General features: G+C 65.9%; 13 protein-coding genes. 12 read left to right on the top strand and 1 reads right to left on the bottom strand.

The window, feature by feature from the left end:
• The first annotated feature begins 193 nt into the window (after window positions 1–193).
• From KXD98_RS17400 to KXD98_RS17380, 5 genes are read left to right on the top strand one after another with little or no spacing between them, the layout of a single operon-like run.
• Window positions 194–2053, top strand: coding sequence for a hydantoinase/oxoprolinase family protein (locus KXD98_RS17400; RefSeq protein ID WP_260759608.1), 1860 nt, complete (start codon window positions 194–196; stop codon window positions 2051–2053).
• Window positions 2050–2394 (top strand): acetone carboxylase subunit gamma, encoded by a 345-nt coding sequence (locus KXD98_RS17395; RefSeq protein WP_260759607.1) that lies wholly within the window; start codon window positions 2050–2052, stop codon window positions 2392–2394. The genes KXD98_RS17400 and KXD98_RS17395 overlap by 4 nt, the downstream gene beginning before the upstream one ends.
• A gap of 8 nt (window positions 2395–2402) precedes the next feature.
• Window positions 2403–4532, top strand: coding sequence for a hydantoinase/oxoprolinase family protein (locus KXD98_RS17390; protein WP_260759606.1), 2130 nt, complete (start codon window positions 2403–2405; stop codon window positions 4530–4532).
• Complete coding sequence (locus KXD98_RS17385) at window positions 4529–6655, top strand: hydantoinase B/oxoprolinase family protein (RefSeq protein ID WP_260759605.1); 2127 nt, start codon at window positions 4529–4531, stop codon at window positions 6653–6655. Before KXD98_RS17390 ends, KXD98_RS17385 begins: the two co-directional genes overlap by 4 nt.
• On the top strand, window positions 6622–7437 hold the full coding sequence (locus KXD98_RS17380; protein WP_260759604.1) for a hypothetical protein: 816 nt from the start codon (window positions 6622–6624) through the stop codon (window positions 7435–7437). The genes KXD98_RS17385 and KXD98_RS17380 overlap by 34 nt, the downstream gene beginning before the upstream one ends.
• Here the strand turns inward: KXD98_RS17380 and KXD98_RS17375 are convergent.
• Window positions 7403–8395 (bottom strand): helix-turn-helix domain-containing protein, encoded by a 993-nt coding sequence (locus tag KXD98_RS17375; protein ID WP_260759603.1) that lies wholly within the window; start codon window positions 8393–8395, stop codon window positions 7403–7405. The genes KXD98_RS17380 and KXD98_RS17375 overlap by 35 nt on opposite strands.
• A gap of 211 nt (window positions 8396–8606) precedes the next feature.
• Between KXD98_RS17375 and KXD98_RS17370 the strand changes: the two genes are divergently transcribed.
• From KXD98_RS17370 to KXD98_RS17340, 7 genes are all read left to right on the top strand, one after another.
• On the top strand, window positions 8607–10196 hold the full coding sequence (locus tag KXD98_RS17370; protein ID WP_260759602.1) for a class I adenylate-forming enzyme family protein: 1590 nt from the start codon (window positions 8607–8609) through the stop codon (window positions 10194–10196).
• 7 nt (window positions 10197–10203) lie between these two features.
• The gene (locus KXD98_RS17365; RefSeq protein WP_260759601.1) at window positions 10204–11409 is read left to right on the top strand and encodes a thiolase C-terminal domain-containing protein; all 1206 of its coding nucleotides are present in this window, start codon (window positions 10204–10206) and stop codon (window positions 11407–11409) included.
• Window positions 11409–12188 carry a crotonase/enoyl-CoA hydratase family protein gene (locus tag KXD98_RS17360; protein ID WP_260759600.1) on the top strand — a complete coding sequence of 260 codons (780 nt, stop codon included), beginning with the start codon at window positions 11409–11411 and terminating at the stop codon, window positions 12186–12188. Before KXD98_RS17365 ends, KXD98_RS17360 begins: the two co-directional genes overlap by 1 nt.
• Window positions 12189–12190: 2 nt before the next feature.
• A complete protein-coding gene (locus KXD98_RS17355) occupies window positions 12191–13018 on the top strand; it encodes an SDR family NAD(P)-dependent oxidoreductase (protein WP_260759599.1) in 828 nt (275 codons plus the stop codon).
• Entirely contained in the window at window positions 13015–13797 is a 783-nt protein-coding gene (locus KXD98_RS17350) for an SDR family oxidoreductase (protein WP_260759598.1), read from the top strand. The genes KXD98_RS17355 and KXD98_RS17350 overlap by 4 nt, the downstream gene beginning before the upstream one ends.
• A gap of 219 nt (window positions 13798–14016) precedes the next feature.
• The gene (locus KXD98_RS17345; protein WP_260759597.1) at window positions 14017–14787 is read left to right on the top strand and encodes an ABC transporter permease; all 771 of its coding nucleotides are present in this window, start codon (window positions 14017–14019) and stop codon (window positions 14785–14787) included.
• Window positions 14784–15632, top strand: coding sequence for an ABC transporter permease (locus KXD98_RS17340; RefSeq protein WP_260759596.1), 849 nt, complete (start codon window positions 14784–14786; stop codon window positions 15630–15632). Before KXD98_RS17345 ends, KXD98_RS17340 begins: the two co-directional genes overlap by 4 nt.
• The last annotated feature ends 3 nt before the right edge of the window (window positions 15633–15635 follow it).

Here is a 15635-nt window from a genome sequence, read left to right as displayed (position 1 = left end):
ACGGACCGCGGCTTCCCGCTGAGCGCACGAAACTGCCTCCCGGGCGCACGGAGTTCGGAACCTCGGGGCCAATATCGGGCCGTTGTTCGATGACACCACTGGACTGTGGCCGGGTACGACATTGTTCCTGGCTGTGTCCGTCACGAAGGTTGATCCCGACGAGACTTCGCGACGATCCGGCGAAAGGGTCGCTATGACAGTGACGACGATAAGTATCGATACCGGCGGGACTTTCACCGACGGTTTCGTGATCCACGATGGCCAGGTCCACACCGTGAAGACACTGACCACTCCCCATGATCTGCTGGTGTGTTTCCGTGCGATCCTGCAGGCGGCCGCCGATGCAGTCGGTGTAAGTACCGAGGAATTGCTGCGAACGACCGAGGTTGTGCGGTACGCCACCACCGTCGGGACCAACCAGGTGATCGAACGGACCGGGCCCCGACTCGGTCTGCTGAGCGCGCAGGCGGCCGGAAGTGCCTCGGGTGTAGGTGTTTTCGTCGACCCGGACATGGTCGCCGAGTTGGACCTCCCGCCGGGAGCCAGGGCCGCCGACACCGCAGCCACTGTGCTGGGGCCCATCAGGGATCTGCTGCACCGTGGGGCCCGTGGCCTGGTGGTGGCCGCCGGAGACACCGGCACCGAAGATCACTCAGCCGACCGGATCGCCGAGGTGTTCCTGGAAAATTATCCCCGGCACTGCCTCGACGCGGTCCCACTGCTGGCCGCCGGCGCAGTGGCCCCGGATTCCGACGGGCACCGACGTATCGCCACCGCACTTTTCAACGCCTACGTCCATCCGTCCGCGGCCGACTTTCTCTACCGCGCTGAGGATCACCTGCGTTCGCTGGGATACCGTCGGCCACTGCTGATCGTGCACAACGACGGCGGTGCGGCCCGCGTGGCCCGCACGATCGCGGCCAAGACCTACAACTCGGGTCCGATGGCGGGCCTGCTGGGTGCCCGTGAAATCGCCGGCAGCTACGGCGTCAAGATCCTGGTGACGCTCGACATGGGTGGAACGAGCTTGGACGTCGGCGTCGTCGCCGATGGCGCGGTGCGGATGCTCGACCACGGTGTGGTTGCCGGTGTCGAAGTATCCTTGCCACTGCCACAGCTGGAACCGTTTGGGGCGGGCGGAGGTTCGATCGCCTGGATGGACGCCGGTGACCTGCGCGTCGGTCCGCGCAGTGCCGGCGCCTATCCCGGACCGGCCTGTTTCGGCCTGGGCGGGACTGAGCCCACGGTCACCGATGCCGACACCGTGCTGGGCATCCTGCGACCGGAGGCATTCATGGGTGGGTCGATGCCACTCGATGTGGCTGCGGCACGCCGCGCATATGAGCATCTCGCCGCATCGATGGGCCTCGATGTCGTGCAGACCGCCGCGCGGGTGCGCGCCACCCTGCACCGCGAAACAGGCCGACAACTGGCCGAACAGTTGCAGGCGTGGGGCATCGACCCCACCGAAGTCACCGTACTGGCCTTCGGTGGAAACGGACCGACACATTGCGCGGCGATCGCTCAAGCCGCCGGCATCCGGGACGTTCTGGTGATGCCTTATGCACCGGTGTTCTCCGCCTACGGCGCCTCGACCGTCGACATCGTGCACCGTCGCGAGGCGCCGATGGCAGAACCCGGTGAACCCGACCCTCGGCCGGTGCTGCGCGAAGCCGTCCTGCGCGACATGCGGGGCGAGGGGTACAGCGCTGAGTCGGTGCAGGTCCGAACGTCGCTCACCACCCGAGATGGGCGCTGCTACGTCGCGGTCGAGGGACGCTATCAGCTGCCCCGGGCCACCCCGGCGGGCATGACCGGGCGCAATCCGGCAGCTGCCCCCGAAAGCACCGAAGTCTTTTGGGAGAACTACGGTTTGCTGCCCACCCCGATAATCGAACAGCGGCACGCGCCGACGGGTTTCAAGCAGGTCGGACCCGCACTGGTGGACGGTGGCGCTTCTACCTGTGTCGTCCCGCCGGGGTGGAGCCTGACCATCGATGAGCGCGGAGCATCCCGGTTGCGCCGCGAAGGATCCGGGAAGGACGGGCTATGAGCGGAATCGTCACGATGACCGAGTACCTGGGCATCGATGTAGGCGCTCGGCGCTGGGTGTGCCTGCGGTGCGGGCAGGATCTGGGCTCGGCCGACGGCGACTACAAGCGAGGCCTGCTGCTGTACGACCGCGATCCCGGCGATATCTATCCGGCAGGCCTGCCCGGTGAGCGGGGCTACTGTCCAGATCCACAGTGGTGCCGCATCGTCGAGTTCTACTGCCCGGGCTGCGCCACCCAGGTGGAAACCGAGTATCTTCCGCCGGGCCATCCCCTCACCCGCGATATGGACGTCGACGTCGATGCGCTGGTCGCCAAGCATGGCGCGGCAGCCGAGGCATAGGAGAGCACATGGAGATCAACGTCGACATCGGCGGCACCTTCACCGATTGTGTGGCGACCGGCGACTGGCCGACAGGCCCCCGGACCGCCAAGGCGCTCACCACCCATCACGATCTCTCACTCGGGTTCTTCCGGGCGATCGAGGCCATTGCCGCGACCGTCGGCCGCGACACCGATGGGCTGCTGGCTGAGACGGAGACCATCAGGTATGCAACCACATTGGGCACCAATGCGTTGATCGAACGCAACGGCCCCCGACTGGGCCTACTGACGACGGCAGGTCACGAGGACACCGTGCCGATCGGGCGCTGCCGGCAGTGGGCTGACGGTCTTCCCGCGCAGGTCACCCGTGACCTACCGCGGGCCCGCCGACCTGAACCGCTGATCGAGCCGGAGCACATCGCGGTGTTGACCGAGCGCGTCGACGCATACGGACGGATCCTCATCCCGTTGCGCGACGACGAAGTCGCAGACCGCGTACAGGACCTCGTGGACCAGGGGGTACGTGGCTTCGTGGTGTCCCTGCTGAATTCGCATGTCAATCCCGAACACGAGTTGCGGGTGCGCGAAGTCATCGAAAGTGAGTATCCGACTACGTATCTTGGCCGTTTTCCGGTGATCTTGACGCACGAGATTTCGCGGCGGTCTGGTGAGTACGCCCGTGCCATGACCGCGACCATCAATGCCTACTTGCACCGGTTCACCGCAGACCGGTTGTCCCGTCTTCGTGACGAGTTGCGGCGGCGCGGCTACCGCGGTGAATTGCTGTTGGTGCACAACAGTGGCGGCATGGGCACGCTGGCCGCCACCACCCCGATCCATACCGTGCACGCCGGCCCGGTGTCCGGCCTGTACGGGTCGCGCCATGTCGCCGCCGCACATGGCTTCGACCGAGTGGTGACCACCGACATGGGTGGCACGTCCTTCGACGTCGGCATGGTGGTTGCCGGATCGGTGCGGTTCTACGATTTCAATCCGGTCATCGACCGCTGGCGCGTTCAGGTGCCGATGATGGACATCTCGGCCATCGGCGCGGGCGGCGGGTCCATCGCACGTCTGGACCCGGTGGCCGGCGTGGTGGTCGGTCCCGAGTCCGCGGGTTCAGACCCCGGTCCGGCCTGCTACGGGCAGGGCGGCACCGAGCCCACGGTCACCGATGCCGACCTGGTACTGGGTTACCTCGATCCCAAGCGGTACCACGGCGGTGAGTTGCCGCTCGACCTGCGTCGAGCCGAGCGCGCCATCGAACGACGGATCGCCAAGCCCCTCGGTATTTCGGTCTCCGAGGCAGCGTTGCGGATCCGCCGCGTCGTCGACGAGGCGATGGGCTCGGAGCTGTTCAAATCGATCACCGTCAAGGGCTACGACCCCCGCGAGTTCACCGTGTTCTCCTTCGGCGGTGGCGGACCGCTACACGCCTGCGGCTACGCGGGCTCCCTCAATGCCAGCGAGGTCGTGGTTCCCCCGCACAGCGAGGTGTTTTCCGCGACCGGTGCCGCCGGCCTCGAGCGCCTGCACATCTACGAGCAGTCGGTCTGGCAGGTGTTGTTCAACCCGTTGATCAAGCAGGTGCTGTCGGACTACTCGGTGTTCAACTCGGTGGTCGAGGAGTTCGAGACCAGGGCCTACCAGGATTTCGCCGGCCAGGGCTTCGGTGCCGACGATGTCGAGATCGCCGTCGAACTGGACATGCGTTCCACCGGCCAACTGTTCGTGATCACCATCGCCAGCCCGGTGAAACGGTTGAACAGCGAGACCGATGTCGCGGCCGTGATCCGGGCGTACTTCGCCGAGTACGGCGACCGGTTCGGCGATCTGGCACTCACCCGGGAGGTGGGCATCTCGATCGATGCGATCAGGTTGCGCGCGTGGATTCCCCGTCCGGCGGCGCAGCCGGTGCAGCGAGTGGGCACTGCGGGGGCCGATGGGTCGGCCTGGACCGGATCACGGCGGTGCGTGTGGCGTGACGGACCGGCGGATACCGATCTGTACGCCTACGCCGCGCTTGAGGCCGGCCAGCGGATCAACGGTCCGGCGGTCATCGAATCCGCCGACACCACCATCGTCGTCGAACCCGGTTGGTCCGGCGAGATGGATCCTTATGGCTTCTTTCGGATGCGACAGGAGAACGTTCGATGACAGCGATCGATTCCGCCGCGGCCGCGCGCGAGTTTCTCACCGACCTGATCAACAACCAGCCGGTGATGTACGGTCCTGATAGTGCTATCACCGCCGAACACCGGCTGCGGTTGCGTACCGCGCGCGAGGACGAGGCGATGCGGTCGATCACCGACCCGACCGATATCACTGTGGCGCTGAGTCGGATCGAGGCGGTACTCGAGTCGGCGATGGAAATGCTGGAGCAGATCTGCGCCTCGCCGGCAGCCAAATACGGCGATCTGATCGTGGGGATATACACCCGTGAAGGCGAGTTCGCGGTGGCCAGTTCCGGCGGTGTCAACATGTTCTCGGCGACCACATCGCCGGTGCCGAAGTTCATCAACCGGTACTGGGCCGAGGAACCCACCGTCGGCGTTACCGAGGGTGACATCTTCTACCACAACGACGCCAACTACGGCGGCACCCACAACCCGGACCACACGCTGCTGATCCCGTTGTACTGGCAGGGTGAACACATTGCGTGGATCAGCGCCATCGTGCACGAGGGTGAAAACGGTGCCGCGGTCGACCCCGGGGGTTTCGCGTTGCGTGCGACCACCAAGTACGGTGAAGGGGTTCGGATCCCGCCGATGAAGGTCGGCGAGAACTACACGTTCCGCCGTGACCTGATCAACCTGTTCCAGAACCAGGTCCGTGATCCGTTGTTGTGGCTCACAGACTTCCGCTCCAAGCTGGCGACCGTTCGGATGGTCGAGCAGCGCATGCACGACTTCATGGCAGAGCGGTCGGCAAACCTGCTGATCGCTACTTTGCGGACAGTCTTGGAATCTACGGAAACCGAAGTGCGACGGCGTATCTCGGAATGGCCCGATGGTGTCTACCGCGGTATCCAGTTCGCTGACACCACACTGCTGGAAGAACGGTTGTTCAAAATCAGCGTCGAGCTGGAAAAACGCGGCGATCGGCTCACCGTCCGCACCCGAGGCTCCGCGCCGTCGATCGACCGGGCACTCAACGCGCAGGCCCACTTCACTCGGGCGATGGTCGGTAACCTGTTCATGAACTTCCTGTTCGCCGATCTGCCCCGCACGGCAGGGTTCATTTCCGCGCTGGACTTCGAGTTGGAACCGGGTTCCATCGTGACCGCCGATGCCGAACAGCCGACGTCGCTGTCGCTGATGACGATGTTCTGTTTCAACGCCGCACTGCATTCGGCGGTCACCAAGGCGTTGTTCGCGAATCCGGGCAGTGTTCGACCGATGGCGCCCTGGTACGCGATGATCCCGACGCTGCAATACGGCGGGCTGACCCAGCATGGGCAGCTGACGGCGAATGTGTCGACCGAGATGAATGCGGCCGGCGGCGGCGCCCGGTGTGATGAGGACGGTGAGCACGCGGCCGGTCCGGTGTTCGCGCCGGTGTCGGATTGGGGGGAGATCGAGTGGCGGGAGAACGAGATTCCGGTGCTGTGCCTGTGGCGCCGCATTCCGCCGGACAACCACGGCTTCGGCAAGTACCGCGGCGGGGCGTCGGTGGAATGGGCGTACATGCTGTACGGCAGCCAGCTGTTCGGCTTCGGGATCACCAGTATGGGCGGGAAATTCCCGGTGACCGGCGGGTTGTTCGGCGGATACGCCGGCCCGTGCATTCCGCTGCTTCGGGTGCGACCCGAGGGCGGGGTGGACGCGGTGCTCGAGTGGATGGCCGGTGGGGCACCGGGATTGACTTACGACGCCCGCGATCTGCTGCGCGATCAGCCGCTGCCGGGAACCTATGAGGTCAGCAACCCGGTGCAGGCTGCCGACCCGATTGCCGAGGGAGACATCTGGATTCAGCGAGTCGGTGGCGGGGCGGGCTACGGTGACCCGTTGGAGCGTGACCCGGTCGAGGTGATGAAGGATCTGCGCCGCGGACTGATCAGCGAGGTGGTTGCTCGCGACGTCTACCACACCGCCTGGGATGATCGCGGGGAACTCGATGCCGATGGCACCGCTGCGGCCCGGGCGCAAGCCCGCCGGGACCGACTCGCCCGGGGTGCCAGTTACGATGACTTCGTCGCCACCTGGCGTCGCGAGCAACCCCCGGCCCCGCTCGGCTACCTGGGCTCGTGGGACTGGTCGGAGCCGGTCGCCGGCACATGACCGCCCACGGCACGCCGGCGTTCGCGCCGGTCCTCGACCAAGTCGCGGCGCGTATCAGCGGTACCGAGCCGTGCTGGCGAACCGACCCGACACGCTGGGCGTACTGCCTGCGGGAAGCGGTCGCGTTGGTGCGACCGGACTGGGTGGTCACCCACTTCGATCCGCGGGCCGAGGCCGATGCGGTGACCGGTTCGGTGACCTCGGCCGCACAGGTCATCGACGTCGACTTGGCCCTGACCCCGATTCTCTCCGCGGCCTTGGAGTTGACCACCGTGCTCGCCAGGTTGTATCCGGCTCAGCCGGTGGCTGCCTCTCTCAGCGGCCCGGGAGTTCTGACTAAGGCTCTGGCACAGGCATTTTCGACGCCGAAGTCGGAGTTGCCGGACCTGCTCGCCGACGTCGGCGATCTGCTCGGCGTGCTGGTCGGTCATTATGTGGCCGCCGGTGCCGACCGCATCCTGGTGTGGGAGTCTTCCGAACCGGGGGTCTGCGAAGAGCGCGTCGAAGAGCTATCCGACGCGCACAGCCCGATGTTGCGCAGACTCGAGACGGCGGGCGTGCCGGCGGTGTTGTGCGGTGCCGAGAATTTCGCCGGGCTCGGATACCCCCAGCACGCCAGCCCAGGGCGGGGGCTGGCGGCCGCCGCGGACTTCGCGACGGTGCCGTTCGACCGGCTGTGGCCGACGCTCACCGTCGGTCACGGTGGACCGATCTTGTCCGACGGGCCGATTCCCGGCGACGCTGATCTCAGCCTGCTGGCAGCCGCGGCTCACCGTCGTTGAGTGCTGCGCGCCGGGTTTGGTCGCGCAACTGCCGCGGGCTGAGTCCGTAACGCTGGCGAAACGCCGTGCTGAACGCACTCGGTGTCGCAAAGCCCAGTTCGGCGGCCAACTCGGTGAGGGATCGGTGGGCGCCCGGGGCCACCACAACGGCGTACGCTGCGCTGAGCCGTTCGTCCTTGATCATCTTGTTCGTGGTCGTGCCGGCGTGCTTGAGGGCAAGCTGCACCTGCCGCGGCGACCAGCCGAGGGCCGTCGCGATGTGGGTGGCCGAAAGGTTGCGCTCGCCCAGATGCTGCTGGACGTAGCGGCGGGCGGCCCGCGCCACTTCGCCGAGCCGGCCCGGAGCGGTATCGGCGGTGATGCGCTCCTGGGTGAGTGTGAACAGATCGATCAGGCGGTCGGCGACGGCGTCGAACTCGTGTGCGGCCAATACCTCGGACTCCCGGACCAGGCTGGTCAGCAACGCGTGTACCGAACTGCCCAGACCGGTGCGCAGGTCGATGGGCTGGGCCGGCCCACCGAGGTCGTACAACCGGCGCGCAACCGTCTCCGAATCAAGGCCCAGCACCAGGATCTCCGATCCCGGGTCGTTGCTCAGTGACATGGGACGGGCCATCGACACGGGATAGGCCTGACCGGCCCGAACCAGCACGGTCTTGTCGTCGTAGCAGACCGTCAGGCACCCGCTGCGGGCCACCAGCAGACGCGCGCTCCGGTCTCCGTCGTTGCGGATATGGCGTGACGTCCGCCGATAGCCGGTACCGTCACATCGCCACGACACGTACTGAAAACGGTTGGTGCGTGCTCGTAGTGCCGATCCGGTCACCCATGTCGGTGCGAAGCTGCAGTCGAAGTCGGATTCGTACGACACCAGCAGCTCGGTCCACAACTCGCGGCCCTCGGCCGGATTCAGGCCGCAGGTGGTCACCCGTTCGACCTCGACGGTGTTCAAGACCATTGACCGGTACCTCACATCCTGTAGCGCCGCGGCTCTGCGGGACGGTGCTCATGGTAACTGCCCCCGACCCGAAGGTATGACGCCCGTCACATATGTGGCCGGTGCCCACCAGCTGGTGGCCTCTCATCCCATTGGCGCTCCCGTCGCCTGCTCATAGCGTCGAAACCGACCGCGAGATGCGAGTCGGCAACACTCACGAGAGGAGCCGGTGATGGATCTGACGACGCTGATCCGCCGGGGAGCAGAGCGGTTCGCCGACAATCCGCTGCTCATCTGTGACGATCGCGTACAGACATACTCTGACTGCTATCAGCGAGCCTGTCGGCTCTCGCAGGCGCTGGCAGACCTCGGGCTGAAGCCCGGCGACAGGGTGGCGACGCTCACCGACAATTCGCCCGAGGCGCTCGAGTTGATCTTCGGCATCGCACTGGGCGGTTTCGTCCGCGCCTCCCTCTACACCCACAACACGCCCGAGATCAATGCAGAGTTGTTGACCGCGATCGGCGCATCGGCTCTCATCGTCGGCCAACCGCACCACGCGACGATCGCACCGCATCTGGACCGGGTCGCGGGGTTGTCGCACGTGTTGATCTGTGACGGCCCAGCAGAGCATCGCCCCTCCGGAGGCGCATCGAATTACGAAGACGTTCTCGGCGCCGCGTCGACACACGATCCGCAGGTCGACACTGCACCCCACCGGCCGCAGACCATCCGATTCTCGGCCGGCACTACCGGGCGGCCCAAAGCGATCTTCCACGACGTGGCGGGATGGACGGCCGTCGGCACCGAAACGGCCAGAATCTTGCCCGCATTCACCCCGCAGGACCGCTACCTGGCCGCGGGCCCACTTTCCCACGCGAGCGTGATGCCGATGCCCGCGTTCGTCAGCACCGGCGGATCGATTGCGTTGATGCGTAGCTTCGACGCCGGTGCCTATCTGACGAAACTCAGCGAGTTACGGTGCACGTTCAGCTTCGGCGTTCCCACCATGATCCATGCCGCGGCGACCCATCCGACGGTGGCGACCACCGACCTGAGCAGTGTGCGTTGCATCGCCTACGGCGGATCGCCGATCACCGCAGAGACTTTGCGGCTCGCGCGGGCGGCGTTCGGTGACGTATTGATGCAGATCTACGGGCAGAGTGAGGGAGCGCCCCTGTCCTTCCTCAGTCCGGCCGACCACGTCGCCGAGGACGGCCGCTGGCTGGCGTCGGCGGGCAAAGCCGTTCCCGGGTCGCAACTGCTGATCGTGGATCAGGATGGCAACGAACTGCCGTGTGGTGAGGTAGGCGAGATCGCATCGCGTACCACCACCGCATTCGCCGGCGTGTGGGGTGATGGGGAAGCGACCAAGGCGCGGTTCCTGCCCGACGGTGCGGTGCTCACCCGCGACATGGGCTACCTCGACGAAGCCGGCTTTCTGTTTCTGACCGGACGCAAGGAAGACTTGATCATCTCGGGTGGATTCAACATCTGGCCCGCCGAACTCGAACAGGCTCTCGCTGCGCACCCGGCGGTGGCAGAAGCCGCGGTAGTCGGGATCCCGCACGACCGGTGGGGAGAGACGCCGCTGGCACTGATCGTGCCCACTCCGGGCAAGACCGTCTCGGGTGCGCAGCTGGTGGCCTGGACCCGCGACAAGCTCGGGCCGGTCAAGAAGCTTGGTGCACTCCGGGTCGGATCGCAGCTGCCTCGCTCTCCGATGGGCAAGGTGCTGCGCACCGAGATACGCAACGCTCACATCGAAGACCCCACCGGCACTTGGTTTTCCACCTCCACTGCACCCGAAGGGCAGGAATAACGAACCGATGAGAACCGCTCACGTCATCGGCGTCGGCATGACGCCGTTCACCAAACCCGGCGAGTCGTCCGCCGATTACCCTGAATTGGCCGGCGCCGCGATCAGTGAGGCACTCCAAGACGCAGGGATCGAATACCCGCATATCGAGCAAGCTCTGGTGGGCTATGTGCACGCGGACTCGACGGCCGGCCAGCGGGCTCTCTACGGCCTCGGCCGGACGGGCATCCCGGTGCTCAACGTCAACAACAACTGCGCCAGTGGATCCTCGGCGTTGTTCGCCGCTCGACAACTCGTCGAAGGCGGGGCCGCCGATTGCGTGCTGGCGGTGGGTTTCGAGAAGATGAAGCCGGGATCACTTGGGAACATGGCTTATCCGGATATCGCCAGTCCCGTGCAGCCCTTCCTGGAGGTGGCCGCCCGGCACCGGCCGGCCAGCGGCGCACCGCCCATGTTGGAGCTGTTTCGAAACGCCGGTCTGGAGCATCAGGAGAGGTTCGGAACCACCGCCGAGCAATTCGGCAAGGTGGCCGAGAAGAACCACCGCCACTCGGCGAAAAACCCACGCGCACAGTTCCGCACGGTGTACTCGCTCGACGAGATCATGGGTTCGACCCAGGTCTGCGACATGCTGACCAAACTGCAGTGCTCGCCCACCTCGGATGGTTCGGCCGCCGCGATCGTGGCCTCCGAGGACTTCGTCGCCAAGTACGGCATGGAGAACCGGGCGGTCCATATCGCGGGGCAGGCGCTGACCACCGATACCGCGGAGACGTTTGAATCGGAAAGCGCTTTCGACGTCGTGGGGCGCGACGCCTCCCGCCGAGCTGCTAACGAGGTCTACGAACGAACCGGCCTGGGCCCGGTGGATCTTGATGTGATCGAGCTGCACGACTGCTTCTCGATCAACGAGCTGTTGCTCTACGAGGCGTTGGGATTGTGCGCTGAAGGCGAGGGTGGTCGTCTCGCCGATGATGGTGCCACCACCTACGGCGGACGCTGGGTGGTCAACCCGTCAGGCGGATTGATCTCCAAAGGGCATCCGCTCGGGGCGACCGGGCTGGCACAGTGCGCCGAGTTGGTGTGGCAGCTGCGCGGAGAGGCAGGTGACCGTCAGGTTGCCGGGGCGCGTACTGCCTTGTCACACAACCACGGTCTGGGTAGCGCCTGCGTGGTGACGCTGTATCAGGGCCCACGCGCCGGGGGAGCAGCGTGATGGCCGAGCAGAGCCCCGATGAGCTGATCCTCCTCGAGCGCGTCGGCCATGTCGCGGTGCTGACCATCAACCGCCCGCACCACCGCAACGCCTTCGACCTGGCAACCGCACGTGCGATGGAAGCTGCGGTCGACAGTTTCGAGGCGGACCCCGCCTTGCGGGTTGCCGTTCTGACCGGGGCGGGCGGAACCTTCTCGGCAGGCCAGGATCTGAAGGCCGCCGCGCGCGGCGAGATCGCGCGCACCGAACGGCGCGGCGGATGCGGCATCATGCTCGAACCCCCGACGAAACCGGTGATCGCCGCGGTGGAAGGACACGCCCTCGGCGGCGGCCTGGAACTGTGTCTGGCCTGCGATCTGATCGTGGCCGCCAGAGACGCGACAATGGGGCTACCCGAGGCGTCCCGGGCGGTGCCCGCGATGGGAGGCGGCCTGTTCCGCCTGCCGCGGCGCATTCCGTATCACCGTGCCATGGAACTGGCGATCACCGGAAAACCTTTGAGCGCTGAGCAATTCCACACCCTGGGCCTGGTCAATCGGCTGACCGAACCCGGCCAGGCCCGTGCGGTTGCCCTCGAACTGGCCGAGGAGGTCGCGGCCAACGGGCCGGTGGCGGTTCAAGCCAGTGCCGCGGTGGTGCGTCGCTCCCAGGAATGGGGCGACCGGGAGAGTTGGGAACTGCAAACCCCGTTGATCGAACCAGTCTTGGTGTCCGAGGACTTCAAGGAGGGCTTGGCGGCGTTCGCCGAGAAGAGAGCACCGATATGGAAGGGCCGCTGAGGATGAGTGAGGAAGCCGCAGTCCAGGCGGAGGAGGCCGTCATCGGCATGGATATGGCCGGCCGAGTTGCCGTGGTTACCGGCGCCGGGCAAGGCGTCGGATATCGAATCGTGCACGACCTTGCCCGGCTGGGTGCCGGAGGGGTAGCCGTCAACGACATCGATGCCGACCGGGCCGCGCGCGTTGCCAAGGAGATTCGCGAATCAGGGGTGCCAGCTATCGCCGCACCGGCCGACGTCGGTGACTTCGACGAAGTCGGCGCCATGTTCGCGAGCGTCGAACGCGAACTCGGCCCGGTCGGGATCCTGGTGAACAACGCCGGCAATCAGGGCGGCGGCGGCACCCACCCGCCGTCGGTGCCGTTCTGGGAGCAAACTCCTGAGCAGTGGGACCGGTCAGTGCGGGTCAACCTCGGCGGTGTCCTCAACTGCGGGCGCCATGCCGTCGAACAGATGGTGCGTGCGGGCCGGGGAGGGCGCATCGTCACCGTCATCTCCGATGCCGGGCGAATGGGCGAGGGCAACGGTTTGGAAGCATACTCGGGCGCCAAGGCCGGCGCAGCCGGGCTGACCCGGGCACTGGCCCGGATCGGCGGGCGCCATCTGATCACTGCGAACTCCGTGGCTCTTGGCGCGACGTACACACCGGCGACCGCCGATATGCTCGCCGACGAGCGAGTGCACCGAAAGGTGCTCGAGCACTACATGATCCGGCGTATCGGTGAGCCTGCCGACGGATCGGCGATGATCTGTTTCCTGGCGTCCGAGGCCGCCGGGTGGATCACCGGGCAGACGGTCGGCGTCAACGGCGGGTTCTCGGTGACGCTGTGAACGCCGGGATCTTCTCCATCACGGGTAAGACCGCCGTCGTCACCGGGGGATCGGCGGGTCTCGGCGAGATGATCGCCACCGGGCTGGTCGACGCGGGGGCGCGGGTGGTCATCGCCTCACGTCGCGCCGCAGCGGGGGAGGCGGTGGCCGCGCAGCTGTCCTCGCGCGGACAGTGTGTGTCGATTGTCGCCGACGTGGGCGTGCCCGAGGGCAGTGCAGCCATCGCCAAGGCGGTGGCCACCGAGTTCGACGGCCGACTCGACCTACTGGTCAACAATGCCGGCGCGACGTGGGGCGCGCCGCTGGATGATTTTCCTGACGACGCATGGCACAAACTCACCAATGTGAACCTGATCGGACTGTTCCGTTTGACGACAACACTTTTGGTGCCGCTGCGGCGGGCGGCCTCGGCGGACGACCCCGCCCGCGTGGTCAACGTGGGTTCGCTGGCCGGCCATCGGGTCACCGCGGTGGAGAACTACCCGTACAGCGCGACAAAGGCCGCCGTGCACATGCTGACCCGCCATCTTGCCGGGCGACTCGCCAAGGAGCACATCACGGTCAATGCCATCGCTCCTGGCTATTTTCCGAGCCGGATGAGCGCTTTCGCCCTCGACGACGCGACGACGCGGGCTGAGTTGCTCTCGACGGTGCCGCTAGGGCGGACCGGGCGGGCAGACGACATCGTCGGCGCAGTGCAGTTCCTCGCGTCACGGGCCGGGGCGTACCTCACTGGGAGCGTTCTCGAGGTGGACGGCGGAGCGGCGAGTGCGGCCTGATGAAGCCGCGGTTCTCGCGGCGGATCACATCCAGACTCATCGGTCAGACGGCAGATGACCCTTGACAGCCTTTGCCGGCGCGGCCTACGTTCGAGCTACTTTACCGGCTGGCCGGTAAAGTCTGGTGGAGGGTGGATGCAGGATGGATGAGCTGCGGCGAGACACCGAAAGTGAGTTCGGGGCCACGATCTCGGTGGTCATCCGGTCGGCGGTGCGCCAATGACCATCGCCTATGCCGCGGCGACCAAGCCGGTGCGTGCACTCGGTGACTTCTTCCTGATGGCGTTCGACACCCTGACGGCGACGTTCAAGCCTCCGTTCGCCTGGCGGGAGTTCCTGGTGCAGACCTGGTTTGTGGCCCGGGTGTCGATCGTGCCGACCATCATGTTGGCAATTCCGTTCACCGTGCTGACGGTCTTCACCCTCAACATCTTGTTCGTCGAGATCGGCGCTGCCGACTTTTCCGGTACCGGTGCCGCCCTTGGTGCGGTCACGCAGATCGGGCCGATTGTGACCGTGCTGGTGATCGCAGGCGCGGGAGCCACCGCAATGTGTGCAGACCTCGGATCTCGCACCATCCGTGAGGAAATTGACGCAATGCGGGTACTGGGTATCGACCCGATCCAGGCGCTGGTAGTACCCAGAGTGCTTGCTGCAACGGTGGTTTCGCTACTGCTGGCGTCTGTGGTGACCATCGTCGGCATAGTCGGCGGGTTCTTCTTTTCGGTCTACGTCCAACATGTGACGCCGGGGGCCTTCGTGGCCGGTCTGACACTTTTGATCGGGGTGCCGGAGGTGATCGTGTGCCTGGTCAAGGCATCGATCTTCGGTCTGGCCGCGGCAATGATCGCCTGCTACAAGGGATTGTCGGTTGGGGGTGGGCCGGCCGGGGTCGGCACCGCCGTCAACGAGACGGTGGTCTTCTCATTCATGGCGTTGTTCGTGATCAACGTGATCGCCACGGCCGTCGCGGTCAAGGTGACGCTATGACTCCCAGCACGCCGACGTTGCCGCGTATCCGGCGGACACTGACCGGATGGCTGGAGGGCTGGGATCGGCTGGGCCGCCAGACTCAATTCTACGGGCACACGCTCAAAGGCATGGGCGATGCCCTGACCAGATACAACGTCGAACTACTACGATTGATTGCGCAAATGAGCCTCGGTCTCGGGGCGTTGGCCATCATCGGCGGAACCCTCGTCATCGTCGCATTCCTGACGCTGTCCGCCGGGTCGTGGATCGCGGTCCAGGTCTACAACCAGCTGGCCGACGTGGGGGTCGAGGCACTAGCCGGCTTCAGTTCGGCATTCCTCAACGTCCGCATCACCTCGCCGCTGGTGGCCGGTATCGGGTTGGCGGCGACCGTCGGCGCGGGCACCACGGCGCAACTAGGGGCGATGCGGATCAACGAGGAGATCGACGCATTGGAGGTGATGGGTATCCGTTCCATCGCCTACCTGGCTTCCACTCGAGTACTGGCCGGTGTACTGGTGGTGATTCCGCTGTACTGCATCTCGGTGCAGGTGGCCTTTGTGGCCGCGCGCTTGGGCACCACGTTCTTCTATGGTCAGTCCACTGGTGTCTACGACCACTACTTCACCACCTTCCTCAATCCGGTCGATGTCTTATGGTCTTTCCTGCAAGCGATTTCGATGGCCGTGGTGGTGATGCTGGTGCACACCTACTACGGGTTCACCGCCTCGGGCGGTCCGGCCGGCGTGGGCGAAGCCGTCGGCCGTGCGGTGCGGGCCTCGCTGGTGGTCGCGTCGATCGTGACGTTGTTCGTCTCGCTGGCCATCTACGGCCAATCCGGAAACTTCAATCTCTCGGGGTGACAC

The sequence above is a fragment of the Mycobacterium sp. SMC-4 genome (assembly GCF_025263265.1).
Taxonomy (GTDB): domain Bacteria; phylum Actinomycetota; class Actinomycetes; order Mycobacteriales; family Mycobacteriaceae; genus Mycobacterium.
Note: the sequence above shows the minus strand (reverse complement) of the source record. Positions and strands in the feature narration are given on the sequence as shown.

Excerpts from the sequence above, each read along its gene's own strand:
- KXD98_RS17345 (WP_260759597.1), top strand. The coding sequence starts at position 14,017 with ATGACCATCGCCTATGCCGCGGCGACCAAGCCGGTGCGTGCACTCGGT.
- KXD98_RS17400 (WP_260759608.1), top strand. The coding sequence starts at position 194 with ATGACAGTGACGACGATAAGTATCGATACCGGCGGGACTTTCACCGAC.
- KXD98_RS17375 (WP_260759603.1), bottom strand. The coding sequence starts at position 8,395 with ATGGTCTTGAACACCGTCGAGGTCGAACGGGTGACCACCTGCGGCCTG.
- KXD98_RS17390 (WP_260759606.1), top strand. The coding sequence starts at position 2,403 with ATGGAGATCAACGTCGACATCGGCGGCACCTTCACCGATTGTGTGGCG.
- KXD98_RS17385 (WP_260759605.1), top strand. The coding sequence starts at position 4,529 with ATGACAGCGATCGATTCCGCCGCGGCCGCGCGCGAGTTTCTCACCGAC.
- KXD98_RS17395 (WP_260759607.1), top strand. The coding sequence starts at position 2,050 with ATGAGCGGAATCGTCACGATGACCGAGTACCTGGGCATCGATGTAGGC.
- KXD98_RS17360 (WP_260759600.1), top strand. The coding sequence starts at position 11,409 with ATGGCCGAGCAGAGCCCCGATGAGCTGATCCTCCTCGAGCGCGTCGGC.
- KXD98_RS17365 (WP_260759601.1), top strand. The coding sequence starts at position 10,204 with ATGAGAACCGCTCACGTCATCGGCGTCGGCATGACGCCGTTCACCAAA.
- KXD98_RS17355 (WP_260759599.1), top strand. The coding sequence starts at position 12,191 with ATGAGTGAGGAAGCCGCAGTCCAGGCGGAGGAGGCCGTCATCGGCATG.
- KXD98_RS17340 (WP_260759596.1), top strand. The coding sequence starts at position 14,784 with ATGACTCCCAGCACGCCGACGTTGCCGCGTATCCGGCGGACACTGACC.
- KXD98_RS17370 (WP_260759602.1), top strand. The coding sequence starts at position 8,607 with ATGGATCTGACGACGCTGATCCGCCGGGGAGCAGAGCGGTTCGCCGAC.